This is a genomic window from Nocardia fodinahabitans (genome assembly GCF_052983615.1).
Genome location: NZ_JBRJJC010000001.1, coordinates 6979964 through 7005188, shown reverse-complemented (window position 1 = coordinate 7005188; position 25225 = coordinate 6979964). Strand labels below are relative to the sequence as shown.

Below are 25225 nucleotides of genomic sequence, written 5' to 3'. Positions count from 1 at the left end.
ATGTGTGACGGCCGAGGTCGCCGTCTGTATCGGATGTGTTAGCGGATACCGAGTTTCAGGTATGTTTGCTCGCCGTGCTGCCGTAGTGCGGCCTCGGCGGTCGCCGGGTCGTTCGAGGCCACCGCGGCCAGCAGCTCCCGGTGGCGGCGCACGCCGTCGCGGCGGGCGGCGACCTCGGTCTCCTCGCGCAGGTTGCGCGCCATCGCCAGTTGCAGCTTCACCAGGATCTGGCCGTACACCAGGTCGAGCTGCCGATTGCCCGCCAGCGCCACGATCTCGGCGTGGAAGCTGCGGTGCGCGTCGTCCCGGGCGAGCCAGTCGCCGCGCCGGTCGGCGTCGGTCAGCTCGTCGAGTGCCGTGCGCACTCCCCCGAGCCCGCGGTCCAGGTCGGGGTGGGGCAGCGCGGTGGTCAACGCGTGGCGCTCCAGCGCTTTCCGCACCTCGAACAATTCGACGATGTCGGCCGCCGACCACACCATCACCCGGTATCCCCGGCGCGGCAGGTGTTCGATCAAGCCCTGCTCGGCCAGGCGCCGCAAGGCCTCCCGGACCGGCGCCCGGCTGATGCCCAGCCGCGCGCACAGCGCCTCCTCCCCCACCCGGACGCCCGGGGCCAGCGCGCCGCTGAGCACCTCGGCCCGCACGTGCCGCGCCGCCATCTCCACCAGACTCGCCGGTAGCACAGTCGAATCGGATGCCGCTGCCGTCATAGGTCGAGTCTACGAACACCGCGACCGAGCGGTCTTCCGCGCTAGACCAGACGCAGGCTGGTGATCAGTTTCTTCGCCTCGTCGGCGCTCAGTTCCCCGCTCGTGTTGCGGTCGACGAGCACGGTCAGTACGAGCAGCGTACCGGCGGCATTGCGGAAGGCGAAGGTGTAGACCGAGTAGGCGTTCGCCGTGCAGCCGGAGAGCTGAGGCTTCCACGGTCCCGTGCTCTCCACGAACTGTCCGGCGACTCCGCTCTGGGTGGTCAACGCCGTCGGCGTGGTGAGCTTGCCGCCGCTGGGATCCGAATAGCCGCCCGCCGCAGCGATCTTCGCGACGGTCTGGGCGGCGGCGGCCGGATCGGATTCCGTGGTCGCTGTGACGGCGGCCATGGCCCGGTACGCGGAGCCGGGGCAGTATTTCTCGCCCTCGGTCGACTGACCGCGGCCGTCGATGGAGCCGTTCGCCGTGGTGAAGCTCATCGTGTCGTAGGAGGGGGCGACCGACCAGGTCGACGGCACGTCGTAGGCGACGCGATAGGTGGGGATGAGCACGCCCTTCGCACCGGGCGTCACCGGGGCCGTCGTGGTGCCCGACAGCGACCCGGTGGGCACCGGCGCGGACGTGACCGACGTCGAAGTCGCGGTGGTGTCCTCCGAGGAGCGGGTGCCGAGCACGACGGCCACGATGCCGACGACGACCACCAGCACGGCCACGACCACCACCGCGATGATCACCCCCGCACCACCGCCGCCGCGCCGTGGCGGACCCGGATAGGGCTGTGGCGCATAGCCGTACGGCTGCTGACCGTACAGTGGTTGGCCGTACCCTTGCTGCGGCGCGCCGTACTGGGGCGGCGGATACGCGCCCTGCTGCGGCTGGGGGTACCCGGAGGGCTGCTGCGGCGCGGGCTGCGCGTACGGTTCCGGACCGGTCTGCGGCGGCTGCTGCCCCGCCAGGCCCGGCGCTTCCCACCAGCGATCGCTGTCGTCCGCCACGTCGAGTCCTCTCGTGCACCTGCCGCGACCATCCTGCGGGTACGGCCGGGTTCTCCCCGTCAGCGTAGCGGCGAACGGCCGGACACGGGCGGGTCAGGCCGGGTGGATCGCGTGCGCGCTGATCCGTTCCGCGGCAGCGACAGTCGCCGCACCGAGCTCACTCAGCGCGACGGCCGACAGGCGAGCGTCGGGGCAGCTGACCACCGCAGCCACCACCGCGCCGTTCGCATCGCGCACGGGGGCGGCGAGGGTGACGACCGCGTTCTCCTGGCCCAGTTCGTCGGGCAGGTAGTCGATGGTGATCAGTTCGGTGATGACCGAGCCGAGCTGGGCGCGCAGCGCGGCGGTGATCGGCGTATCGCGCAGGCCGGCGAGCACCTCGAGCATCGGCGTCGAGTCGTCGACGAGCCGTTCGACGGAGTACCCGCGCTCGCGGATCTCGGCGAGCACGCGCGCGAGGCGATCGCGGTGGGCCGGGTCGGCGGCCGCGAGCCACGCCTGCCGGACGGGTTCGGGCGCCCACGCGACGAACTCCCGGCAGACCGGTGGCGCGAGCGGGAGCCTGCGCCCCGCCCGGATCCACTCGGCGGACGGGTCACCGACCACCTCGGTGACCACGATGCTGTCGCCGTCGCGTTCGGCGAGGAACACCGGATCGCCCGTCCGTTCGCACAGCGCGCGCACGTGCGGCACCGCGGTCCGGCGCAGCGGAAACGCCGCTTCGGCGCGCCGGGCCACGGTGAGCAGGCGCAGACCGATGCCGTAGCACCCGTCGGCGTCGCGGACGGTCCAGCCGTCGGCGGTGAGCTGGGTGAGCACGGCGTGCGCGGTGGCCCTGGACAGCCCGGCCTCACGGACGATGCGAGCCAGCGACAGCCGATCCGCCGGATGCCGGGACAGCAGCTCGAGCACCTTCACGACCCGCTGCGTCGGCGGCGACGCCACCTCGGGCGACGCCGTCTCACGCACCGATTCGCCGGTCACCTCTTGACCGGCGCGCTCGGCCCGGCTTATCGTCGGTGTCACAATATCGAACAATAGCGTCGAATATTCGACAACGCAACTCGGCGGTGGAGATTCCGCCGACGGAGCACGAACGAAGTGGGTGAACGAGTGCAGACGGGGTACGAGCTGTCGCATCTGGCGGCCTTGGAGGCCGAGTCGGTGCATATCTTCCGGGAGGTGGCGGCCACCTTCGAACGGCCTGGACTGCTGTTCTCCGGAGGCAAGGACTCGGCGGTGCTGTTGCATCTGGCGCGCCGGGCGTTCTGGCCCGCGCCGCTGCCGTTCCCGCTGTTGCATGTGGACACCGGGCACAATTTCGACGAGGTCATCGAGTTCCGTGATCGGACCGCCGACCGCACCGGCGCGCGCCTGCTGGTGGCATCGGTGCAGGACGACATCGACGCGGGCCGCGCGGTGGAACGCCCCGGCGGCACCCGCAATCCGCTCCAGACCACCACTCTCCTGCGGGCGATCGGCGAACATCGCTTCGATGCCGTGTTCGGCGGGGCACGCCGCGACGAGGAGAAGGCGCGCGCCAAGGAGCGCGTGTTCAGCTTCCGCAACCGGTTCGGCGAATGGGATCCGCGCGCGCAGCGACCCGAGGTGTGGAACCTCTACAACGGACGGCATCAGCAGGGCGAGCACATCCGGGTGTTCCCGCTGTCGAACTGGACCGAGCTCGACATCTGGGAGTACATCGATCGCGAGGCGGTCGAGCTGCCGGCGCTGTACTACGCGCACCGGCGCCGCGTCGTCGAACGTGACGGCATGCTGCTCTCGGCAGGCCGATTCATCACCCCGCAACCGGGCGAGCGCACTTTCGACGCCACCGTCCGCTTCCGGACCGTCGGCGACGCCACCTGCACCGGCTGCGTCGAGAGCGAGGCCGACACCGCTGCCAAGGTGATCGCCGAGACCGCCGCCACCCGGCTCACCGAGCGCGGCGCCACCCGCGCCGACGACCGGATCTCCGAGACCGGCATGGAAGACCGCAAGCGAGAGGGCTACTTCTGATGAGCCGCAACCTGTTACGCCTGGCGACCGCGGGCAGCGTCGACGACGGCAAGTCGACCCTCATCGGCAGGCTGCTCTACGACTCCAAGTCGCTGTTCGACGATCAGCTGGCCGCGATCGAGCGGGTCAGCACCGAGCGCGGCGGCGACGCGGCCGACCTCGCCCTGGTGACCGACGGGCTGCGCGCCGAGCGCGAGCAGGGCATCACCATCGATGTCGCCTACCGCTATGTGACGACGCCGCGGCGCAAGTTCGTCATCGCCGACACGCCGGGCCACGTGCAGTACACCCGCAACATGGTCACCGGCGCGTCCACCGCCGATCTCGCGCTGATCCTGGTCGACGCCCGCGCCGGGGTGTCCGAGCAGACCCGCAGGCACGCCTTCCTGGCCACCCTGCTCGGCGTGCCGCACCTGGTGGTGTGCGTGAACAAGATGGATCTGGTCGACTGGTCGCAGGAGCGATTCGAGGAGATCAGGGCCGAATTCGCCGCCTTCGCCGCGAAATTGACGGTCGGCGACCTCAGCTTCGTGCCGGTCTCGGCGCTGCTCGGCGACAATGTCGTCGAGGGCTCCGAGCACATGGACTGGTATCCGGGACCGCCGCTGCTGCGCCACCTCGAGGACGTGCACATCGCCTCGGACCGCAATCTCATCGACGCGCGGTTGCCGATCCAGTACGTCATCCGGGCCCAGCAGGGGCTCGATCACCGCAGCTACGCAGGCACCGTCGCGGGCGGCATCTTCAAGCCGGGCGACGAAGTGGTGGTGCTGCCCGCCGGGCACACCTCCCGGGTGCGCGAGATCTGGGGCCCCGGCGGCAGCAAGGTCGACGAGGCGTTCACCGGCATGGCGGTCTCGCTGACCCTCGACGACGAGATCGATATCGGCCGTGGCGATCTCCTGGCCAGGCCGGGCAATCGCCCACAGCAGGGCGCCGATCTGGACGCGATGGTGTGCTGGTTCTCCGAGACCAGCCAGCTGCGCGCGGGTGGGCGGTATCTGGTGCGGACCGCGGCGCAGACCTCACCCGCCGAGGTGACCGCCATCGACTACCAGCTCGATGTCAACACGCTGCACCGGCTCGAGGACGTGGAGGCGCTGTCGCTCAACGACATCGCCCGGGTCCGGCTGCGCAGCCGTCAGCCGCTGCTGTTCGACCCGTACCGGGAGAACCGCCGCACCGGCAGCTTCATCCTGATCGATCCGGTCACCGACGAGACGGTCGCCGCGGGTATGGTCACCGGGCGCGACACCGGAGCGCACGCCGCGCCTGCGACGGTGGTCTGGCATCGCTCGGCGGTCGGCCGCGACGATCGCGCGCACGCCGGTGCCACGATCTGGCTGACCGGACTGTCCGGCTCCGGGAAGTCGACCATCGCCGTCGAGGTGGAGCGTCAGCTGGTCGCGGCAGGCCGGGCCGCCTACCTGCTCGACGGCGACAATCTGCGGCACGGGCTCAACGCGGGCCTCGGTTTCTCCGCGGCCGACCGGGACGAGAACGTGCGCAGGGTCGCCGAGGTCGCTGCCCTGTTCGCCGATTCCGGCGCCGTCGCGATCGTGTCGGTGATCAGCCCGTTCGCCGCGCAGCGGGCCCGAGCGCGCACCACGCACGCCGAGCGCGAACTGCCGTTCCACGAGGTGTTCGTCGATACCCCGCTGCCGGAATGCGAACGCCGCGACCCCAAGGGCCTCTACGCGAAGGCCCGCGCGGGTGAGCTGCCCGGCTTCACCGGCATCAGTTCGCCCTACGAGCGACCCACCGACGCAGATCTCGTCATCACTCCCGATCTGGGCTCCCCCGCCGAGATCGCCGTCCGTATCCTCCGAGAGCTAGGAATCGCAGACCGTTGACCCACTCGAGTACCGCCACCGAAGCCGGGAGCACCGTGCCACCGGAGCCACTGACCGCGCCGTTCACCGCCGCGGTCGCCCAGGCCGAAAAGCTCATCGCCGGGGCCGAATTCGTGCGCAGTGACGCCGATCTGGCCGAGGGCTACGATTATCTCGCCGCGAGCGTCGCCGCCTGCCTGCGCCTGTCCGGCGCGCACGGCACCAGTCATCCGTACTTCGTGTCCTCGACCGGGCCCTACGCCAAGATGGGCCTGGACAATCCGGACACCCTCTACTACCACGCGAATATCGAGCCCGACGCCGAGTACGTGGTGAGCGGCGTGCGCGGCAGCACCGTCGACCTCAGTTTCCAAGTGCTCAAAGGTGACTACACCGCGACCGATGTCCCCGGCGGTGCGGACGCCTTCGACGACCGGCGGATCCCGATCGCCGAGGACGGCAGCTTCTCGATTCGGTTCGGCCCCGCGAAGCCGAACGCCGGGCCGGACTATTTCGCGCTCGGTGAGGGCGCGTCGATGCTGGCGGTGCGCGAGGTCTACAGCGACTGGACCGAGCGCAAGGGCTCGATCCGGATCGAACGGGTCGACACGATCGGCACCGCCCCCGTCGAGCCGGACCTCGCCCGCATGCGCAAGCGCTACGGCGCCGCGGCGAAGATGCTGCTGACCAGGGTGCACACCTGGTTCAACTTCCCGAAGTGGTTCTACCTCGACCTGCCGGTGAACACCCTCACCGCGCCCCGGCTCACCCCGGGTGGCCTCAGTACCCAGTACTCCTCGGTGGGCCACTTCGACCTGGCCGACGATCAGGCGCTGGTGATCACGGTGCCGAAATCCGATGCGCCGTATCAGGGTTTCCAGCTGGGCAGTCTCTGGTACATCTCGCTCGACTACGTCAACCACCAGACCAGCCTCAATCACGCGCAGGCCCAGGTGGATCCGAACGGCCTGATCCGGATGGTGGTGAGCAAGCAGGATCCCGGCATCGCGAACTGGATCGAGACCACCGGCCGCACCCGGGGCATCCTGCAGTTCCGCTGGCAGCGCACCGACCGGCCGATGACCGAGGCCGACGGCCCGACGGTCACCGTCGTCCCGGTCGCCGAGGTCGCGCAGCACCTTCCCCACTACACAGACAACCGGATCGACGCCGCCGGCTGGCGCGACCGGATCGCCGCCCGGCAGCGGGCTTTCGCAGAAAGGATGCTCGGATGAGCGGGGCACTGTTGGATGGAAAGGTCGTCGTCGTGTCCGGGGTCGGTCCCGGGCTCGGACGGTCGATCTGCCTGGAAGCGGCGGCCGCGGGCGCGACAGTCGTGCTGGCGGCGCGGACCGAGTCGCGGTTGCAGGAGGTGGCCGCGGAGATCGAGGCCGCCGGCGGCGCCACGCTCTGCGTGCCGACCGACATCACCGACGAGACCGCGGTAGCGAACCTGGTGTCGCGCACCGTCGAGACGTTCGGCCGGGTCGACGCACTGGTGAACAACGCGTTCTCGGTGCCGTCGATGAAGCCGCTGGACCGCACCGATTTCGACCACATCCGGTCCAGTCTCGACATGACGGTGCTGGGCGGTCTGCGGATGACGCAGGCGTTCACGCCCGCCCTCGCCGAGGCCAAAGGCGCTGTGGTGATGATCAATTCGATGGTCGTGCGGCATTCCGAGCCGCGGTACGGTAGCTACAAGCTGACCAAGGCGGCGCTGCTGGCCATGTCGCAGACCCTGGCCACCGAACTCGGCGGCAAGGGCGTGCGGGTCAACAGCGTGCTGCCCGGCTACATCTGGACCGACCAGCTGAAGTGGTACTTCGGCCATGTGGCAGAGAAGTACGGCATCACCGTCGAGCAGGTGTACGAGCAGACCGCGTCGAAGTCCGATCTCAAGCGACTGCCCGAGCCGGACGAGATCGCCCGCGCCGTGGTGTTTCTCGCGTCCGACTGGTCCTCGGCGATCACCGGACAGACCCTCGACGTCAACTGCGGCGAATACCACAACTGAGCAAGGAGCTCCCCTCGATGACCGTGCGCACCGATGTCGGCACCGTGGCCGACCTGCACGCCTCAGCCACCAAACTCACCGGTCTCACCGATTTCGGGGCCGACGACTACACCGAGGCGTTGCAGGTGCTGCTCGACTCGTACCGTGACGAGGCCGGGCTCACCGAGCTCGGCAGCAAGATGTCGCGATTCTTCCTGCGTGGCACGCTCGTGGCCCGCGCGCTGAGCGAGGCCGCGTGGGCGGCCAACCCCGGCTATGCCGACACGCCGATCACCCGGCCGATCTTCGTCACCGGTCTGCCCCGGACCGGCACCACCGCGCTGCATCGGCTGCTGGCGGCCGATCCGGCCAATCAGGGGCTGGAGATGTGGCTGACCGACTTCCCGCAGCCGCGTCCGCCGCGCGAGACCTGGTCGGCGAATCCGGCCTACCAGCAGATCGACGCCGGCCTGCGTCAGCATCAGGTGCAGAACCCGGAGTTCATGGGTCTGCACTACATGAGCGCCTCCGATGTGGAGGAATGCTGGCAGCTGCTGCGGCAGTCCGGTACCTCGCATTCCTACGAGTGCCTGGCCTATGTGCCGAGCTACTCGCAGTGGCTGGCGGGCCAGGACTGGACCCCCGCCTACGCGCGGCACCGTCGCAACCTGCAGCTGATCGGCATGAACGACAGCAGGCGCTGGGTGCTCAAGAACCCCAGTCACCTGTTCTGCCTGGACGCCCTGCTGGCCGTCTACCCGGACGCGATCGTCATCCAGACCCACCGTGACCCGGCCACCATCATCCCGTCGGTGTGCAGCCTCAACGAACACGCCACCCGCGGCTGGTCGACCACCTTCACCGGTGAGACCATCGGCCGCACCCAGCTCGACCTGTGGGCCCGTGGCCTCGCCGAATTCACCGCCGCCCGCACTCGCCACACCGACGCCACCTTCATCGACGTCGACTTCGACGACCTGCGCACCGACCCCTTCGGCGTGGTCGACCGCATCTACACCCACATCGGCACCGATTTCACCGAGGAGGCCCGCACCGCCATCACCGCCCTCGACAACGAGAGCCGCACCGGCGACCGCAAACCCACCCACCACTACTCCCTCGCCGACTACGGCCTCACCGAGGACATGGTCGCCGAACGCTTCGGCAGCTGAGGCACACTCGGCGCGGCGAGGTGCTACTCGACCTCTACCCCGTATCCACGCGCCAGCGCGGCGAGGTCGAATTCGTAGCCCTGCCCTACGGCGCGAAACCGCCAGGTCCCGCCCCGTAGATACAGTTCGGCGAGCAGGAGGGTCCGTTCGACCGTGGCCGCGTCCAAGGTCGAACGGATCACCGCGCTCGATTCGGGACCCGCGGCGACATCGACCTCGATAGCACCGACGTCGCCGAAGGTCACGCCGCGAGCATCGAGGGCCGCGGCGAAGACGACACGGGCACAGCGCTCGGGGAGGTCGTCCAGGCAGACAGCGATCGACTGTTCGGTCGGCCCCTCCTCGGCGAGCCTGACCCCCGCGGCCGCAGGCTGGTTGTAGAACACGAAATCGTCCGAACTACCGACTTTCTCCTCGGCGTCGACGAGGAAGGCGACCAGGTCTACGGCCGCGGTGCCGAGCTGGTTCCAAACGGCGCGCATCGTCCAGGAGTCCGATTCGATCGGCAGATCCATCACCTGGCCCCGGGCCAGCACCGCAGGCTCGGGAGCCGCCGCTTCCGCGGCTGGTGGCGAAGGCTCGGTTTCCGCCGCCCGCGAGTGCGTGAGCAGCTCGGGTCCGTGCAGTGGAAGCCCGAGGTCGGTCGCCTTCTGCACCCGGCGATCCGCGTCGCCGCCTGGCAGGACCAGCAGATCCGTCACGGTTGCCGACAGGTTGACGGCCGCCGATCCCCCGAGCTCCACGACGCGGGTCCTGGTCTGCGCGGCGTGGTCGTGGGTTCCGCCCACGACCAGCACGCGGTGACCGGACAGCGGCCCCGACAGTACGGCGGTGCGACGACGTGAGGGGAGCCGGTCGGTCCGGGCAGTCCTGGGTTGCCCTGGTTCGATCGTCGCGAGCAGCGCAACGAATCCCGGCTCGTCGATGATCGGAGTCTCGTGCTGGATCGCCTTGCGCGCCTTGCCTGTCCCGGAGTCCGGCGCATTGGTGACGAGCACACTCGTGCGACCACTCACCACGCTGGTCACGTCGAGCCCGGCGGACTCGGCGCGCGACACCAGTTCTTCGCGGTCGATCCGGGTGTCACCGGTGAACGCGACCTTCATGCCTTGGCGCAGTGCCGCACCCGGCTCCCAGCGTCCCGGATAAACGTAGGCGCACGGCAGCTTCGCGCCGCTACGCTCGATCGGCCACGCCGACTCTGCGCGGCTTTCCGCTGTCGGCTCACACGGGAGCAGTGGCGGCGCGATGCCGAGGCGAGCCGCGTCGGCCACCAGTGCTCGCAGCACGCTGACGAGAACACGGGTGTCGTCGAGCGCATCGTGTGCTTTGTGTTGTGGCACGCCGTAATAGGTGGCCAGCGTCGCCAGCTTGTAGTCCGGAGTCGGCAGAGCGACGCGACGAGCGAGTGCCAAGGTACACAACCGACGGCGGACGGGAAGCACCCCGCCTGCCCGTGCGAACTCACTCGCCAAGAAGCCGAAGTCGAACAGCGCGTTGTGCGCCACCAATACCCGCCCGGTCAGCATCGATGACAGGCGCTCGTGCACATGCGCGAATCGCGGTGAGCCACGCAGCACCTCGGCGGTGAGCCCGTGCACGTGAACCGGACCAGGGTCGCACTCGGGATCGAGCAAGGTGTGGAACTCACCAGTCACCTGCCCGGTGCTGTCCAAGGCCAGCGCGGCAACCGACAGGACCCGGTGTCTGTGCGGTTGGAGTCCGGATGTCTCGACATCGACCACGGTGAACTCACCGAAGCCAGATGCCTGCTGCTGCTCGCCGACCCGTGTCATCCCCTGCATGAGCATCGCATCGTAGCCGAGTTCGGAAATGTTGCAGTCGAACTCAGCTCAGCGTGCGGGCTGCGCGGTCATGGTCACGCGCGTGGTCCGAAGAACTCGGCTCGCGCGGCGTCGATGCGGGCTTGGGCCTGTGCGGCGCCTTGAAAGCTCACTGCGGCTGATCCGCCGCCGGCGAGCCCCAGTGCGATGAGGCCGCCGATCACGGAGAGCAGGTTCGGATCGGGGAGGATGTCGGTGTCGCTGGTGGGTCTGACATCGTGCGCGGGAACCGGGGCACCACCGCCCGGTGCCTGCGCCGCGGGTGGAGCACCTGCTCCGCCGGGCGCCGGTGCTGCGGGTGATTCAGCGCCGGGTGCTGAACCTGCGGGCGGTGCACCGTCGCCGGGTGCGCTCTCCGGTGCCGACGCACCCCCGGGCTCGGCAGTCTCCGGATCGGAGGGCTCCGGCGCGGGTGGTGTCGGTGCGGACGGTTCTGCGGGGGACGGGTCTTCGGGAGCAGGCGCTTCGGCAGGTGCTTGCGGCTGGGGTGCATTGCCAGGGTTCGGGTTGTTGCCCTGGTTACCGCCCCCGTTCCCCTGATTACCGTTTCCGCTACCCGGGTTCTGATTACCGTTGTTGCCCTGATTTCCGCTGTTTCCCTGGTTACCTTTCCCCTTGCCCTGATTACCGTTTCCGCTGCCGGGGTTCTGGTTTCCGTTGTTGCCGTTGTTCCCGCCCCCATTGCCCTGATTACCGTTTCCGCTACCCGGGTTCGAATTCCCGCTATTGCCTTGGTTGCCACCCCCATTGCCGTGGTCACCCGGTCCGGCAACCAACCAGGCACCCTCCTTTGTCGCGAAACGATCCCCACCCGGAACCCCCGCGATGCTGATCTCGCCGCTGGTAACGGGGGTCGGTTCGGCCCCCGCGGCCCCGCCGTACCCGAGCATGCCGAGGACACCCGCGGTCCCGGCCACCACGACTGTTCGTCTCATCCGGCCCATCGTCACACGACCGCCCTCCCGTCCTCACTGGTCCAGCCCACACCATTGCGGTCGGCTCCCGCGTCCAGCACGTTACGGTCCAGCGACGGGGTCGTCGGACCCCACCGCGCCGCCGGTCGCCCTGGCCTATGACGCCGGCCAGGGCGACGAGTCCGCCCGTTGCGGGCACAGTCGGTGAGTTCGCTTTTGCCGCTGGGACTTTCCCCACGATCTGTCACGGAGAGGCTCGACCGCTTCGTCCTGCGCGAGGCAAAGCCATCGTACGGACCAACGACTTCGATCCGTTCCCGGTCTTCGGCCAGGTCCTGCGGCACCCGCCCCTGTGGCAGAGGTCGGGACTGTCACCCGCAGTGCCGCGCCGCCGTCCCGAACACCTCGGCTCGGGAACTGGACCACCATCGGATCCGCGCCCTGTCGACTACTTCCTGACGAACCGCGCGAACCAGACCAGCAGCGCCGGGTCGTCGACCGCGCCCTCGGCGACCACGCGCGCGGGATCACCGCCTTGGATCAATTTCTTGACGGGCACCTCGAGCTTCTTGCCCGTCCGGGTTCTGGGAACGCCCGGTACCGCGATGATCTCGTCGGGGACGTGACGTGGCGAGATACCGGTGCGGATGGTGGCACTGATCCGGGCGCGCAGGTCGTCGGTCAAGGCGCTGCCCGGCGCGAGGACGACGAACAGGGGCATCCAGTAGCCGCCGTCGGGCTGTTCGGCGCCGATGACCAGGGAGTCGACGATCTCGGGAAGCTGTTCGACGGCCTGGTAGATGTCGGCGCTGCCCATCCGGATGCCGTGCCGGTTGAGGGTGGCGTCGGAACGGCCGTGCACGACGACGCTGTGATTCCCGGTGACGGTGATCCAGTCGCCGTGCCGCCAGACACCGGGGTAGGTGTCGAAATAGGCCGCGCGATAACGGGATCCGTCCGGGTCGTGCCAGAAGTGCAGCGGCATGGACGGCATCGGCGCGGTGACGACGAGCTCGCCGACGGCGTCGTGCACGGGTCGGCCCTCGCCGTCCCACGCCGCCAGCGCGACACCGAGGTAGGGCGCGGACAACTCGCCCGGCCACACCGGGACAGTACGGACACCACCCGCGAAGGCCGACACGATGTCGGTGCCGCCACTGATCGACGACACCGGAATGTGGGCACCCACGGTGTCGCGCAACCAGCGCGACGACGACGCGGGCAGCGCCGAGCCGGTGACCCCGATGAGGCGCAGCGCGGACAGGTCGTGGTCGCGCCGCGGCACGGACTCCGCCTTCGCGCACGCCAGGACATAGCCGGGGCTGGTCCCGAGAACAGTCGCGCGCACACGAGCAGCGATGTCCCACAGGGCATCCGGCGCCGGCGCGGTCGGGCTCCCCGGGTAGCAGACGATGGTCGCGCCGACCAGCAGCCCGGCGACCTGGTAGTTCCACATCATCCAGCTCGGGCTGGTGTACCAGAAGAAGGTGTCGTCGGGGCCGAGGTCGGACTGCAGCGCCAACGCTTTGAGATGTTCGAGCAGGACACCGCCGTGGCCGTGCACGATGCCCTTGGGCAACCCCGTGGTGCCGGAGGAATACAGGACCCACAGGGGATGGTCGAACGCGACCTGTTCGGTGGCCGGCGTCGTGTCCGCCGATGTGGTCACCGTGTCCCAGTCGAGCGCGCCCTCGACCGTGCCGCCGAGCCGCGATACCAGGACGGTCGCCCGCAGGCCGGGCAGTGCGGCACGCAGTGCCGCGATCTCGGCGAATTTGTGGTGGTCCTTGCCGCCGAATCGGTAGACGTCGCTGGTCACCAGCACTTTCGGGTCGAGCTGCCCCAGCCGGTCCAGCGCCGCCTTCGCCGTGTAGTCCGGCCCGCAGGCGCTCCATATCGCGCCGATACTCGCGGTCGCCAGGAACGCGATCACCGCCTCGGCGATATTCGGCAGGTAGCCGACTACTCGGTCACCGGGCCCGACGCCGAGCTCGCGTAGAGTAGCCGCGAATCCGGCTGTCCGGCTCAGCATCTCGGCCCACGACAGCTCTGCCATCGCACCGGTCTCGTCGACGGTGACGATCGCGGGCCGATCCGTGCGCGCCTGCCGGATCACCTGATCGACGTAGTTCACCCGAGTGCCCGGAAACCACTGCGCCCCGGGCATTCCGGTGTCGGCCAGGACCTCCGACGACCGCTGCCCCAGCTCGAAGTAGTCCCAGACCGCACCCCAGAACCCGGCCAGATCGTCGACCGACCACTGCCACAGCGCCCGGTAGTCCGCCACGTCGACCCGGTGCCGGGCAGTCACGAACCGCGCGAAATCGGTGATCCGCGCCCGCGCGATGTCCTGCTCGCCCGGCACCCACTGCGGCGCCGCTGTCACGCTCGTCATCGCGCGCTCCACCCACCGTCCATGACATACGACGATCCGGTAACCATGCCCGCGTGGTCGGAGGCCAGCCATCCGACCAGTGCCGCCACCTCCTCGGGTTCGATCAGCCGTTTGATCGCGCTCTCGGTGAGCAGCACCTTCTCCACCACTTCCGGCGCGGGAATGCCGTGCGCGGCCGCCTGTTCCGCGATCTGCTTGTCCACCAGCGGAGTTCGCACATAGCCGGGGTTCACGCAATTGCTGGTGACACCGCGCGCGCCGCCCTCGAGCGCGGTCACCTTCGACAGTCCTTCCAGTGCGTGCTTGGCCGTCACGTACGCGACTTTGAACGGCGAGGCGCGCAGTCCGTGCACCGAGGACACATTGATGATGCGCCCGAAACCCTGGGCGTACATGTGCGGCAGCGCCGCGCGGATCAGCAGGAAGGGCGCTTCCACCATGAGGGTCTGGATCAGGCGGAACCGGGCGGGCGGGAAGTCCTCGAGCGGGCTGACGGTCTGTACCCCGGCATTGTTGACCAGGATGTCCACCGACAGGGTCAGATCCGCGAGCGCGTCGACATCGAGCAGGTCGACCGCCCAGGCCTGGCCGCCGATCTCGGCGGCCACGGTCTTGGCCCCCAGCTCGTTCACGTCGGCGACCGTCACCTCCGCGCCGCGCGCGGCCAGCTCGTGTGCGCAGGCCGCGCCGATTCCGCCGGCCGCGCCGGTGACCAGCGCCTTGCGTCCGATGAGATCGCTCATGCCGGAACGACCTTCGTCGACACCGCCGCCGGAGCGGTCACCGTCTCGGCGGCATCTGCGACGTCCAGGGACTCCAGATCGATGCCTTTGGTCTCCTTGGCGCACAGCACGGCGATCACGGTGATCGCCGCCGCCACCGCGAGGTACACCGCGATCGGGACCGAGGACCCGTAGGAGTCGAGCAGCTTCACCGCGATGATCGGGGCGAGCGAACCCGCCACGATCGAGGTGACCTGATAGCCGAGGGACACCCCGGAATAGCGCATCCGGGTCGGGAACATCTCGGCCATGATGGCCGGCTGACCGGCATACATGAGGCCGTGGAAGACCAGGCCGACGATGATCGCGGTCAGGATCAGCAGGCTGTGGCCGGAATCCATCAGTGGGAAGGCGAAGAAGCCCCACGTGGCCGCGGCCAGCGCGCCGACGAGATAGACGGGCCTACGGCCGAAACGGTCACCGAGACGGCCCGCCAGCGGGATCACCGCCATGTGCACCGCGTGCGCGGCCAGCAGCCACCACAGGATCGTCGTGGTGTCGGCGTGCACGTGCACCTTCAGGTAGGTGATCGAGAAGGTCACGACCAGGTAGTACATGATGTTCTCGCCGAAACGCAGTCCCATGGCGGTGAAGACGCCGCGCGGGTACCGGCGCAGCACCTCGAACACGCTGAACGAGGTGGCTTTCGCGTGCTCCATCTGCCGCTGCGCCTCGACGAAGATCGGGGCGTCGGTGACCTTGGTGCGCACGTAGTAGCCGACCAGCACGACCACCGCCGACAGCCAGAAGGCCACGCGCCATCCCCAACTCAGGAACGCGGCATCGGACAGGGTCGAGGTCAGTACGAGCAGCACGACCGTGGCGAGCAGGTTGCCCGCGGGCACACCGGCCTGCGGCCAGCTCGACCAGAACGCCCGACTGCGACTGGGACTGTGTTCGGCCACCAGCAGCACCGCGCCGCCCCATTCGCCGCCGATCGCGAAGCCCTGGATGAAGCGCAGGGTCACCAGCAGCGCCGGGGCCCAGTAGCCGATCTGGGTGAAGGTGGGCAGACAGCCCATCAGGAAGGTGGCGCCGCCGACCAGGACCAGGCTCAGCTGGAGCAGCTTCTTGCGGCCGTAGCGGTCACCGAAGTAGCCGAAGACGATGCCGCCGAGCGGGCGCGCGGCGAAGCCGACCGCGTAGGTGACGAACGCGGCCAGAATCGCGTCGAGATCGCTGGTGCCCTTGGCGAAGAACACCTTGCTGAAGACGAGGGTGGCTGCGGTGCCGTAGAGGAAGAATTCGTACCATTCGACGACGGTGCCTGCCATCGAGGCGGCTACCACTCGGCGCAGACCGCTCGGGGCGCGGTCCTCGCCGGCCGCCGGGGTCGCATTGCGGACGCTCATCACTGCTCCTTGGTGATCGGGGCCACATCACGCCATGACTGTGATGTGGCCCACTAGCAATGCGAAGAGTATTCGTGCAGATCGGATCCGGTCACAATGGCCAAGTTCGCACCGAGTATCTGCAAAGATGCAGAAATGAGCGCGACCTCGTCTGATCCGGGTCGGCGGCCGAGCGCCGATGACCTGCTGGTTCTGCTGGCGGTCGGTCGATCGGGCCGCTACGTCACCGCCGCCGAGGAACTCGGCATCAACCACACGACGATCTCCCGGCGCATCGCGGCGCTCGAGCGGGCGGTCGGGGGCCGGGTACTGACCCGGGTCACCGGCGGGTGGGAGCTGACCGATCTCGGGCGATCGGCGCTGACCGCCGCCGAAACCATCGAGTCCGCGGTGCGCTCACTCGGTGCCGCCGATGGCGAGCCGGAACTCGAAGGGGTGGTGCGGCTCTCGGCCACCGACGGGTTCAGCGCCTATCTGGCCGCGCCTGCCGCCGCGCGGGTGCAGCGCACGCATCCCCGGGTTGCGGTGGACATCATCGCGACCACCCGGCGCGCCTCCACCCAGCGCAGCGGGCTCGATCTCGAAGTGGTGGTCGGGCGACCACAGGTCCATCGCGCCGAGGCGATCCGGCTCGGCGACTACAGCCTCGGCCTCTACGCCGCGCACGACTACCTCGCCGAGCACGGCACACCGGCCGGCATCGAGGACCTGCGCCGCTATCCCCTGGTCTACTTCATCGAGTCCATCCTGCAGGTCGACGATCTCGACCTGGCCACCAGATTCGCACCCGACATGCGCCGATCCGTCTCGTCCACCAATGTTTTCGTCCATGTCGAGGCCACCCGCGCCGCGGCGGGGATCGGCCTACTGCCGTGCTTCATGGCCGACCGGCACGACGATCTCGTCCGGGTGCTCGGACCTCAGGTGCGGGTGCAGCTCACCTACTGGCTCGTCACCCGCCCCGAGACGCTGCGGCGGCCCGAGGTGGCCGCCGTCGTCGACGCCCTCCGCGCCACCGTCGAGGAACGGCGCACGGAACTCCTCGGCGCTCAGCGTGGGTCGGGGCAGCGGCCCGCGTAGTGACTCAGGCCGAGGCCGTGGCTGCCCTTGCTGCGCCCGACCGGGCCGTTCTTGGCCGACCGCAGCCAGGTGCCGCTGGTGTCGAGGACGGGCATCCGTTCGCTGAACGCACGGCTGTAGCGGGTGGTGCCGTCGACGGTGAGGATGCCGTCGCGGACGTCGATATGGGCGACGGTGGCCCAGAAGGAGTTCTTGCCGTTGCCGATGACGACGGTGATCTGATCGGCGTCGGGGCCGGGTAGCCCGTCACGCCCGGCACGGCCGTAGCGGACCCGCACGCGCGGCTTGCCGAAGGTGTCGATCGCGCCCGCGCCGTTGTCGACGGATTGGTACACGTTGAGCAGCAGGTCGCCGTTCTCGGTGGGGCGCACGATCACCTGTTCGGTGGCCGGGAGGTTGTTCGCGCCCGGGCCGCGGCTGTCGCCCTGGTGGTGGAGGAACGGCCACACGGCCAGATCGCCCTGGTGGCCCTTCTCACCGCTGATCACGACGTAGTCGCCGGTGATCTCGTTGCGGCAGAAGAAGTACACATCCAGGTCGCCCGCCCCGAACTTCGTCACGCGGCCGTCCGCGTCGTAGTGCGCACCGCGGCCGTCCCATTCGAGACCGACCGTGAGGACGTAACCCGGGTCGCCCTTGCGCAGGTCGATGCTGGCGCGCCGGTCGGGCGAATCCTTGGTGAGGACGACGTCGATCTTGCGGAGATCGATCGCTGGAGCCGAAGGGGGTTGCGGCACAGCGGCAGCGACACGCTGCGACACCACACCGGCGGGCGGGACGGCTCGCGGCGGTGCATCGACGGGCGCGACGGCCTCGGCCGCGTCCTCCTCGTCGACGACGATCCCGTGCTCGGTGGCGAAGGCCGCGAGCCCGGCACTGTAGCCCTGCCCGATCGCGTCGAGGCGCCAGCCGCTCCCCCGCCGATACAGGGCGACGGCTTGCAGCACCGTCTCCGAATCCAGCCCCGGCGGAACGAAATTCAGCGCCTGCCCGGGTCCGGCGACCGCCACCCGGAGCCCGCGAACCTCCCCGAACCGGATACCCTGCGCCTCGGTGCTGCCCGCGATCACCACTCGCTCGATCTCGGCGGGGACGGCTCTCAGATCCACCGACACCACGGCATCGGATTCCAGCCGCACCCCAGGCGCCGCCGGATTGTTGAAGAACACGAAATCGGCGTCGGAACGGACCCGGCCGTCCGCGGTCACCAGCACCGCCGACACGTCGACCGCGCCGGCCGGACCGTCCAGGTCGATGCGCACCGTGTAGCGGCCGTCGACCAGATCGGTCTTGGACCCCTTGGACACCTCGACCACCGTTGCGTTCCCTGTCATGACGCCGCCCTCCACCGGTCGTTGTACTCGCCACTGCCCGCGATCAGCCCACGGTACCCGCGCCGCGCGCGGGCGCCGGGCATCGCGCGAGCCCGCACAGCGGATCCCCGGCCTGTCGGTGTCGATAGTGGGTCGGCCGGACCGTTGGCCTCGTTCACAGGATTCGCCCGGATCGGTGGCGCCCGCGGTGGCCGGTGTCGTTCACTGGTCGGCATGGACGTCCGTGCGCTGATCGACCGCAAGCTGGGTCGCCGGGTCTCGGTGGTGGTGCCCGCGCTCGACGACGAGGACACCGTCGCCGGGGTGATCGCCGCCGTCCGGCCCTGGCTCGGCGGGCTCGTCGACGAACTGCTCGTCATCGACGCCGGCTCGACCGATCGCACCATCGCGCGGGCGCGCGCGGCGGGCGCCACGGTCTACACCCGGGAGGAGGCGCTGCCCGGGGTGGCGACCCGGCCGGGCAAAGGCGAGGTGCTGTGGCGGTCGCTGGCGGTGAGCACCGGGGATCTGCTCGTCTTCCTCGACGCCGATCTGGTCACCCCGGACCCGGACTTCGTCCCGATGCTGGTCGCGCCGCTGCTCGACGATCCCGGCCTCGCCCTGGTGAAAGGCTTCTACCGGCGGCCGATGCCGAGTGGTACGAGCGTGGAAGCGGACGGCGGCGGCCGGGTGACACAGCTGGTCGCCCGCCCGCTGCTCACCGCGCTCGCGCCCGCGCTGGCCGAGATCGTGCAGCCGCTCGGCGGCGAATACGCGGCCACCCGAACGTTTCTCGGCGACATCTCCTTCGCCAGCGGCTACGGCGCGGAGATCGGGATCCTCATCGATTGCTGGCAGCGGCATGGTCTGTCGTCGATCACCCAGGTCGATCTCGGCGTCCGGCGCCACCGCAACCGGCCGACGCACGAACTGGCGGTGATGAGCAGGCAGGTCGTGGCGACCCTGCTCGACCGCCTCGGCATCCGCGACTCCGGGATCGGGCTCGTGCAGTTCCTGCCGGGCGACACCGGCTGGCAGCGGATGCCTTCCGAGGTCAGCCTGACCGACCGGCCACCGATGGCGCAGCTCATCGCGACCCAGCGCGAGATCGCCTGACACGACGAACGCCGGCCCGGTCCCGGGGACCGAACCGGCGTCCGACGAGCCGGACTACGCCGCGACCAGACCGAAGTCCAGCTTCACCAGCTGGTCGGCGCAGTCGAAGTAGCGGTCGTCGTGGGTGATCACGATGACCGTCTTACCGCGCCGCTTGAGATCGGTGAGGATCTCGCGATAGAAGACCTCGCGGAAGCGCGGCTCCTGATCGGCGGCCCATTCGTCGAAGACGTAGATCTGCCGGTCCTCGAGCAGTGCGGTGAGCAGCGCCAGCCGCTTGCGCTGCCCCTGCGACAGATCGACGGTCGACAGCCTGCCGTCCCGCACGGTCACCTTGTGCGCGATCTGCAACTCCTCGAGGTACCGCTCGACTTCGGCGTCGATACCGGGGCGGTCGAAGCCCAGGTAGTCCTCGAACAGATGGAAATCGGTGAACACCGCCGACGAATTCTGCCGGTACCACTCGATGTTGTCGTGGTCGATCCTCTCCCCGTTGAGCGACAACGACCCCGAGCGTGGCACGTACAGACCGGTGATGAGCTTGGCCAGCGTCGACTTCCCGCTGCCGTTGCCACCGACGATGAACGTGATCTGCCCCGGTTCGAAAACCAGGTCGATCGGACCGAGCCGGAAGCCGGCGTCCTCGGACTCGTCGAGTCCGGGCGGCGGTGCCAGCGGGCGCACATCGGTGCCACCGTGGTCGATCCAGTTCTTACCGTTGACATCCGGCTGCGCGGCACCCGGATGCGCACCGGGATGCGCCGGATGCGGCCCGCCGTGTCCCGGCCTGCCGTTGCCCTCGCGCGGCGGCATTCCCGGACGCGGCGGATGTCCACCACGCGCGGGCGGTCCAGCCGGTTCACCCGGATGCGCGCCGGGCGGCGGTGGCACGAGTGACGGAGCCTCGGCGCGGTACACATAGCTGACGTTGGTCAGTTCCAGTTTGGCCTCCCCTGCCACTGGACGCTCGGTGTACGGCAGGAGCTCCTCGTCGTGCAGGGTCTCCATCGACAGGTTCATCGCCCGGATCTTGGCCAGCGCCACGTCACCACGCAGCAGGTCCGGGATGCGGTGCATGAAGTTCTGCATCGGCATCGCCAGGAACGTGGTGACCAGCACGTAGCCGACCATCGTGTCGCGCGGCAGATCCAGTGCCGCCGCGATGACGAACAGGATCAGCGCCATTGTCGCCAGCTGCAGCGCCTGGCCGAAACCCTGCGCGTAGGAGAACTTCGAGCCCGCGTCGGTGTTCTGATCGCGCAGCGTGCCCGCCGATCCGAGCAGATGCCGATCCATGAAATCCCGGCGCCTGCCCCGGTGCAGCTTGAGTTCCTTGATGCCGAGCGTGACGGCCTGGAACGAACGCAGCAGCGCGTCCTCGTTCTCCCGGGCCTCGCGGTAGATCCCGCGCACCCGCTTGAGCACCAGCTCGACACACGCGATGCCGACCAGCGTGCCCGCCACCGTCACCGCGAAGATCGGGCCCGACACGATGGCCAGGAACACGAAGCAGCCGATGATGGTCGCCACGTCGACGCAGATCGACGGGATGGCGGTCACGGCCTGCGACAGCGACCGCACGTCCTCGGTGAGCGTCGCCATCAGGCGGTGCATACCGAGCCGTTCCAGGTGTTCCAGTGGCGCGGAGACGATCCCGGAGCTCAGGTCGCTGCGCAGCCGGAAGATCGCGTCCTGGGACAGCCGGATCAGCAACACCTGCGACGCCACCCCGCTGACCAGGATCACCAGGCCGGTCAGCCCGAAACGCAGCAGCAGATGGTCGGGCTGCGGCTTCGGTGAGACGACCGCGTTGATCAGGGTCACCAGGTAGGTGTTGGCCACACCGCAGATCAGGCCCGCGGCCACCACGGCGGCGATCCTGGCCGGCGAGAGCGCGGCGAGAAAACGGAGTAGATGCATGACGTGCGCTCTCAGCTGCGGATGACATCGAACACGATGCCCTCGAGGGTGACACCGGGCGCGAACGAGAACGCCACCCCGGTGGAAATCGGTGCCGCCGAACGCGCGTCGCGGATCATCCGCTCCAGCACGAAGATCAGCGAGACACTCAGCATGTTGCCGTACTCGGCGAGCACCTCCCAGCTCGGCGCCGCCAGCTCGGCCGGGATCCCCAGCGAGTGCGCCGACTCCTCGATGATGCGGGGACCACCGGGATGGATCGCCCACAGCTCGATGTCGTTCTTGCCCAGGCCGTTGCGCGCGAGCACCTCGGTCACCACCGGATCCACGCCGCGGTAGATGTAGTCGGGCAGGCTGGTCGCGAGCTCGCAGGTGATGCCCGCGTCCTCGACGCCGAGCACGATGCCGTCCTCCGCGTCGTCGAACAGGTGGCTGAAGCTGTCGCGGATCACGATGCTGCCCGCCGCCAGTGGCTGGTGCACCTGGTTGGCGCCGATCACCACCGCGCCACAGCCGTCACCGAAGAGGCTGTGGGTGATGACGTCGTTGACATCGTCGTCGAACACCGCGTTCACCGAGCTCAGCTCGATGCACAGCACCATCGCCTTCTTGTCCGGGTGCGCCCGGACGTAGTCGGTGGCGGCGCGGATGCCGTTCATCGCGGCGGCGCAGCCCATGAAGTTGATGACCATGCGGCCCACCGTCGGCGACAGCCCCAGCTGCTTGACCACCGCGACGTCGACACCGGGCGCGATGAAACCGGTGCTGGTCACGAAGATCAGCTGGCCGATGTCCTCGGCGGGGTTCTCCAGGCCGGCCACCGCCCGGCGGGCCACATCGACCGCGAGTGGCACCGCGTGCTCGAAGAACAGGTTCATCCGCTCCCGGATGGTGCCGGGGCGACGGCTGAACGCGAGGAACTCCGGGTCGAGCGGATCGATCGCCAGGTGCCGGGTGTCGATCCGGGTCTTCTGGTAGATCCGCGGAATCCGCTGGCGCTGTGCGGGATCGGAGAACAGCTCGGCGACCCGGCCCGCGTTCACGGTCTGGTCGACCACGAGCTCGGGCGATCCGGTGGCGACCGCTTCGATCACGCCGACGGTGGTCGGCGGGGCGGGTGGTAGCAGGTCGTGCCCGCGCTCGACGTCGGGCGTGCGGAGCAGGTCAAAGGAAACAGACACGGGCACAAATCCTTTCGAAACAGAAATGAACGTGGCAGCGGAGTCGGATCAGACCGTTCCGATGCCGGTGAAGCCCTGCACCGTGTAGGTCACACAGGTCTTCAGCGCTGTGGGTGCGCAGTGTTCGCGCACGAATCCCCACCGGTTCTCCTCGGCCTCACGCGAGGGCGCGAGCAGGTAGGTCCGGCACAGCTTGGGGAAACGATCTCCGAAGAAACTCTTCGCGGGCAGCCACTCCACCCCGAACTTCGCGGCTTCCTCGCGCACCACGTCCTCGGAGGCGATATTGGCGAAACCGCTGCGCTGGAACGGAAGTACGTGATGCACGCGGTGCGAACTCAGGCCCGCGGAGAGGAAGCAGTCGACGTACTTGTTGCCGACCACGGTCAGGTCGTAGGCCTGCTCGAGCTGGTTGACCGCCCAGTCCTCGGTCTCGGTGTGCAGTTCCTCGGTCGGCACCTCGAAGTCGTGGCTGGCCACCACCATGAAGGTGCTGATCCACAGGGTGATCACGAATTGCAGTGCCCACGCCCAGAAGTCGCCCGCGAGGGTGAACACGACGACCTCGGCCACCAGCAGGAAGCGGATACCGAAGGAGCCGATGAAGTGCGGCAGCGCGCCGCGCCAGGTGCCGTACATGTCCTTGATGCCCACCTTGCGGGTGAGCCGGCAGACATCGAGCAGGCGAATGATCATGCCCGTCAACAGATGTCCGAACTTGTGTACCGTATGCACGGGCACCCGGTACAGGCGCGGCACCTGCATCATCATCGTGAAGACGTTCTTCTTGATGTCGACTTCACTCTGTGTGTGCGGGTGGTGCAGCAGGGCGTGACCATCAGCGGTGACGAAAGACAGTGCGACATAATTCATGTCGAACGCGTTCACCGCGTACTTGTTGAGGCCCTTCTGCGCCCGGTGGATCGCGTAGTGGCCGAATCCGGCCAGTGAGCTGCGCAGCAGCACCATCGCGATCACGAAGACCGGCAACGGCATCCAGCTGGTGTCCCACAGGCGCAGGCCCTGCACGGCGAAGTAGAGGAAGATCAGCACGGCGACGACGACGTCGAACGCGCGGTCCATCCGCTTCAGGCGGGCCGCCAGCTCGGGTTCCTTGATCCGGGCCTTGACCTGATGCAGGAGGTCGGTCTTGTTGTCGAACTTGTACTTCGGGGTGTCGTCCCAGCTGTTGAAGCCTTCCTTGAACAGGAAGTCGGGCGCGTTGTTCTTCGGGTGGATGTCTTCGGGAGTGGCATCGCGACCGAGGCTGTAACGCTCGATCATCCGCGCGATTTTTTCCGGATCACGGTGGTAGGAACCGATGATCGAGGTGATGTCGCGGTTCTTCGTCCGGCCGATGAAGAATTCACCGCCTGGATGCTTGGAGATCCAGTCACTCAGGTCGTAGGCTCTGCCGTTATAAACCCATACGTTGTTGACGGGAGGCCGTCCCCCGGGGCCGGGCGGTGGCGGGAGCTCGCGCTCCTCTTCATCAGGTCGATCATCGATCGTCATTAGTTCTTCCTCCGTGTCGATCGGCGTTCGATGCGTGTTGCCTGCCGACCAGCGTCCCGACACGTATAGTCCTTGTGGCGCCTTGCATCTCGCTGAACATTCTCTTATCGGTGCCGCGCCTCCGGCTCGAAGCTCCGGTTACCGCAGGCGACACCCAGACGACACACCGGCCCGGGGCCGCGGACGGCACTGCGTGCCAGGCTCCGCGGTCCCCGGACCGGTGTGTGGTCTCCGGTTCGGTCGGCTCGGATCAGCCAGCCGGCTTGACGATGTTGACCGGCTTGGCCCAGTTGGACAGGCCGACGGTGACCTCGCCCTGGTCCTTCTTCACCACGGCGCGAACGAGATTCGGGCCCTCACCGGTGGACGCGGCGTCCGACGGCTTGGTCGAATCCGAGGCAGGCGGCGCGGTGTCCTGGATCCACAGGGTGATCGGCATGGTGCCCGCGTTCTCACCGACGCGGGGCACGATCGGGTCGATCACGGCGGCATCGATGGTGCCGGTGACCTTGACGGTGTTGATGCCGTCGATGACCTCGCGGCCCTCGGTCTTCGGGTTCTGGACGTTGGCGATCACGTTCGCGATGCCCTTGTCCTTGTCCAGGATGACGCCCGGATCGTAGACCTTCTCCGCCGGGCCCGCGGGCACGTAGCGGCCGCCGGCCTGGGTGTAGAGGACCTTGTCCACGACGAGGAACTTCGACTCGGTGAAGTCGGCCTCCGGCTTGAGCTTGACCTTCGCCTCGCCCATCGCGGCGCCGGAACCCTGGGTCTCGTTGGTGACGTCGGCCGAGACGGTCTCCACGGGCAGGTTCGGCAGGTTCTTCACATTGATCTTCAGGTGCACGGTGTGCAGGGTCTGCGTGGTCTTCGCCGACTCCTTCACGATCTGCGCGCCGTCGGGCAGCTGACCGGTGGGCGGCGCCGCGGTGGTGGTGGCGTCGTCCTTGGTGCAGCCGGTGACGAGCGCGGCGCAGAGAGCAGCGGCCGCGACGATCGAAGTGATGCCGGAGCGCCGCGCGAAGCGGCTCCGGGGGGTGGGGTTCGGTGTCGTGTCGATCAAGTTTCATCCCCTGGAGATGTCGAGTA

General features: G+C 68.7%; 20 protein-coding genes. 7 read left to right on the top strand and 13 right to left on the bottom strand.

What is annotated here, in order from left to right; all coding sequences use genetic code 11:
• Positions 1 to 38: 38 nt before the first annotated feature.
• From NV348_RS32985 to NV348_RS32975, 3 genes are all read right to left on the bottom strand, one after another.
• Positions 39 to 710 carry a GntR family transcriptional regulator gene (locus tag NV348_RS32985; RefSeq protein ID WP_447150391.1) on the bottom strand — a complete coding sequence of 224 codons (672 nt, stop codon included), beginning with the start codon at positions 708 to 710 and terminating at the stop codon, positions 39 to 41.
• Between the two features lie 41 nt (positions 711 to 751).
• Entirely contained in the window at positions 752 to 1705 is a 954-nt protein-coding gene (locus tag NV348_RS32980; RefSeq protein ID WP_447150390.1) for a DUF8017 domain-containing protein, read from the bottom strand.
• Positions 1706 to 1798: 93 nt separating this feature from the next.
• On the bottom strand, positions 1799 to 2731 hold the full coding sequence (locus NV348_RS32975; RefSeq protein ID WP_447150389.1) for an IclR family transcriptional regulator: 933 nt from the start codon (positions 2729 to 2731) through the stop codon (positions 1799 to 1801).
• Positions 2732 to 2806: 75 nt separating this feature from the next.
• On the opposite strand from NV348_RS32975, the gene cysD reads away from it, so the two are divergent.
• The 5 genes from cysD to NV348_RS32950 are packed head-to-tail and all read left to right on the top strand — an operon-like array spanning position 2807 to position 8724.
• Positions 2807 to 3724 (top strand): sulfate adenylyltransferase subunit CysD, encoded by a 918-nt coding sequence (gene cysD / locus NV348_RS32970; protein ID WP_447150388.1) that lies wholly within the window; start codon positions 2807 to 2809, stop codon positions 3722 to 3724.
• Complete coding sequence (gene cysC / locus NV348_RS32965) at positions 3724 to 5577, top strand: adenylyl-sulfate kinase (RefSeq protein ID WP_447150387.1); 1854 nt, start codon at positions 3724 to 3726, stop codon at positions 5575 to 5577. The genes cysD and cysC overlap by 1 nt, the downstream gene beginning before the upstream one ends.
• Positions 5574 to 6791, top strand: a complete 1218-nt coding sequence (locus NV348_RS32960; RefSeq protein WP_447150386.1) for a hypothetical protein — start codon at positions 5574 to 5576, stop codon at positions 6789 to 6791. The genes cysC and NV348_RS32960 overlap by 4 nt, the downstream gene beginning before the upstream one ends.
• Positions 6788 to 7573, top strand: coding sequence for an SDR family oxidoreductase (locus NV348_RS32955; protein WP_447150385.1), 786 nt, complete (start codon positions 6788 to 6790; stop codon positions 7571 to 7573). Before NV348_RS32960 ends, NV348_RS32955 begins: the two co-directional genes overlap by 4 nt.
• A gap of 17 nt (positions 7574 to 7590) precedes the next feature.
• Positions 7591 to 8724: a sulfotransferase family protein gene (locus tag NV348_RS32950; protein WP_447150384.1), complete on the top strand. Its 1134-nt coding sequence runs from the start codon at positions 7591 to 7593 to the stop codon at positions 8722 to 8724.
• A 23-nt stretch (positions 8725 to 8747) separates the two neighbouring features.
• Here NV348_RS32950 and NV348_RS32945 read toward each other — a convergent pair whose 3' ends face one another.
• The 5 genes from NV348_RS32945 to NV348_RS32925 all read right to left on the bottom strand — a co-directional run bounded on the left by NV348_RS32945 (position 8748) and on the right by NV348_RS32925 (position 16011).
• A complete protein-coding gene (locus NV348_RS32945; protein ID WP_447150383.1) occupies positions 8748 to 10529 on the bottom strand; it encodes a TerD family protein in 1782 nt (593 codons plus the stop codon).
• A gap of 74 nt (positions 10530 to 10603) precedes the next feature.
• Positions 10604 to 11503 (bottom strand): hypothetical protein, encoded by a 900-nt coding sequence (locus NV348_RS32940; protein WP_447150382.1) that lies wholly within the window; start codon positions 11501 to 11503, stop codon positions 10604 to 10606.
• 427 nt (positions 11504 to 11930) lie between these two features.
• The gene (locus NV348_RS32935) at positions 11931 to 13877 is read right to left on the bottom strand and encodes an acetoacetate--CoA ligase (RefSeq protein ID WP_447150381.1); all 1947 of its coding nucleotides are present in this window, start codon (positions 13875 to 13877) and stop codon (positions 11931 to 11933) included.
• On the bottom strand, positions 13874 to 14620 hold the full coding sequence (locus NV348_RS32930) for a 3-hydroxybutyrate dehydrogenase (protein WP_447150380.1): 747 nt from the start codon (positions 14618 to 14620) through the stop codon (positions 13874 to 13876). Before NV348_RS32930 ends, NV348_RS32935 begins: the two co-directional genes overlap by 4 nt.
• Positions 14617 to 16011 (bottom strand): MFS transporter, encoded by a 1395-nt coding sequence (locus tag NV348_RS32925; protein WP_447150379.1) that lies wholly within the window; start codon positions 16009 to 16011, stop codon positions 14617 to 14619. Before NV348_RS32925 ends, NV348_RS32930 begins: the two co-directional genes overlap by 4 nt.
• Positions 16012 to 16146: 135 nt before the next feature.
• Between NV348_RS32925 and NV348_RS32920 the strand changes: the two genes are divergently transcribed.
• On the top strand, positions 16147 to 17091 hold the full coding sequence (locus NV348_RS32920; RefSeq protein ID WP_447150378.1) for a LysR family transcriptional regulator: 945 nt from the start codon (positions 16147 to 16149) through the stop codon (positions 17089 to 17091).
• Here the strand turns inward: NV348_RS32920 and NV348_RS32915 are convergent.
• Positions 17061 to 18425, bottom strand: a complete 1365-nt coding sequence (locus NV348_RS32915; protein ID WP_447150377.1) for a TerD family protein — start codon at positions 18423 to 18425, stop codon at positions 17061 to 17063. The genes NV348_RS32920 and NV348_RS32915 overlap by 31 nt on opposite strands.
• A 213-nt stretch (positions 18426 to 18638) precedes the next feature.
• On the opposite strand from NV348_RS32915, the gene NV348_RS32910 reads away from it, so the two are divergent.
• Entirely contained in the window at positions 18639 to 19520 is an 882-nt protein-coding gene (locus tag NV348_RS32910; RefSeq protein ID WP_447150376.1) for a glucosyl-3-phosphoglycerate synthase, read from the top strand.
• A 54-nt stretch (positions 19521 to 19574) separates the two neighbouring features.
• Here NV348_RS32910 and NV348_RS32905 read toward each other — a convergent pair whose 3' ends face one another.
• The 4 genes from NV348_RS32905 to NV348_RS32890 form a co-directional block, all read right to left on the bottom strand.
• Positions 19575 to 21440, bottom strand: coding sequence for an ATP-binding cassette domain-containing protein (locus NV348_RS32905; protein WP_447150375.1), 1866 nt, complete (start codon positions 21438 to 21440; stop codon positions 19575 to 19577).
• Between the two features lie 11 nt (positions 21441 to 21451).
• Entirely contained in the window at positions 21452 to 22621 is a 1170-nt protein-coding gene (locus NV348_RS32900; RefSeq protein ID WP_447150374.1) for a type III polyketide synthase, read from the bottom strand.
• Between the two features lie 48 nt (positions 22622 to 22669).
• Entirely contained in the window at positions 22670 to 24136 is a 1467-nt protein-coding gene (locus NV348_RS32895) for a fatty acid desaturase (protein WP_447150373.1), read from the bottom strand.
• A 250-nt stretch (positions 24137 to 24386) separates the two neighbouring features.
• Entirely contained in the window at positions 24387 to 25199 is an 813-nt protein-coding gene (locus tag NV348_RS32890) for an LppX_LprAFG lipoprotein (protein ID WP_355271900.1), read from the bottom strand.
• Positions 25200 to 25225: the final 26 nt, after the last annotated feature.

Coding starts and splice junctions, on each gene's coding strand:
- NV348_RS32985 (WP_447150391.1), bottom strand. CDS start 710: ATGACGGCAGCGGCATCCGATTCGACTGTGCTACCGGCGAGTCTGGTG.
- cysC (WP_447150387.1), top strand. CDS start 3,724: ATGAGCCGCAACCTGTTACGCCTGGCGACCGCGGGCAGCGTCGACGAC.
- NV348_RS32955 (WP_447150385.1), top strand. CDS start 6,788: ATGAGCGGGGCACTGTTGGATGGAAAGGTCGTCGTCGTGTCCGGGGTC.
- NV348_RS32950 (WP_447150384.1), top strand. CDS start 7,591: ATGACCGTGCGCACCGATGTCGGCACCGTGGCCGACCTGCACGCCTCA.
- NV348_RS32945 (WP_447150383.1), bottom strand. CDS start 10,529: ATGCAGGGGATGACACGGGTCGGCGAGCAGCAGCAGGCATCTGGCTTC.
- NV348_RS32940 (WP_447150382.1), bottom strand. CDS start 11,503: ATGAGACGAACAGTCGTGGTGGCCGGGACCGCGGGTGTCCTCGGCATG.
- NV348_RS32935 (WP_447150381.1), bottom strand. CDS start 13,877: ATGACGAGCGTGACAGCGGCGCCGCAGTGGGTGCCGGGCGAGCAGGAC.
- NV348_RS32930 (WP_447150380.1), bottom strand. CDS start 14,620: ATGAGCGATCTCATCGGACGCAAGGCGCTGGTCACCGGCGCGGCCGGC.
- NV348_RS32925 (WP_447150379.1), bottom strand. CDS start 16,011: ATGAGCGTCCGCAATGCGACCCCGGCGGCCGGCGAGGACCGCGCCCCG.
- NV348_RS32920 (WP_447150378.1), top strand. CDS start 16,147: ATGAGCGCGACCTCGTCTGATCCGGGTCGGCGGCCGAGCGCCGATGAC.
- NV348_RS32915 (WP_447150377.1), bottom strand. CDS start 18,425: ATGACAGGGAACGCAACGGTGGTCGAGGTGTCCAAGGGGTCCAAGACC.
- NV348_RS32910 (WP_447150376.1), top strand. CDS start 18,639: ATGGACGTCCGTGCGCTGATCGACCGCAAGCTGGGTCGCCGGGTCTCG.
- NV348_RS32905 (WP_447150375.1), bottom strand. CDS start 21,440: ATGCATCTACTCCGTTTTCTCGCCGCGCTCTCGCCGGCCAGGATCGCC.
- NV348_RS32895 (WP_447150373.1), bottom strand. CDS start 24,136: ATGACGATCGATGATCGACCTGATGAAGAGGAGCGCGAGCTCCCGCCA.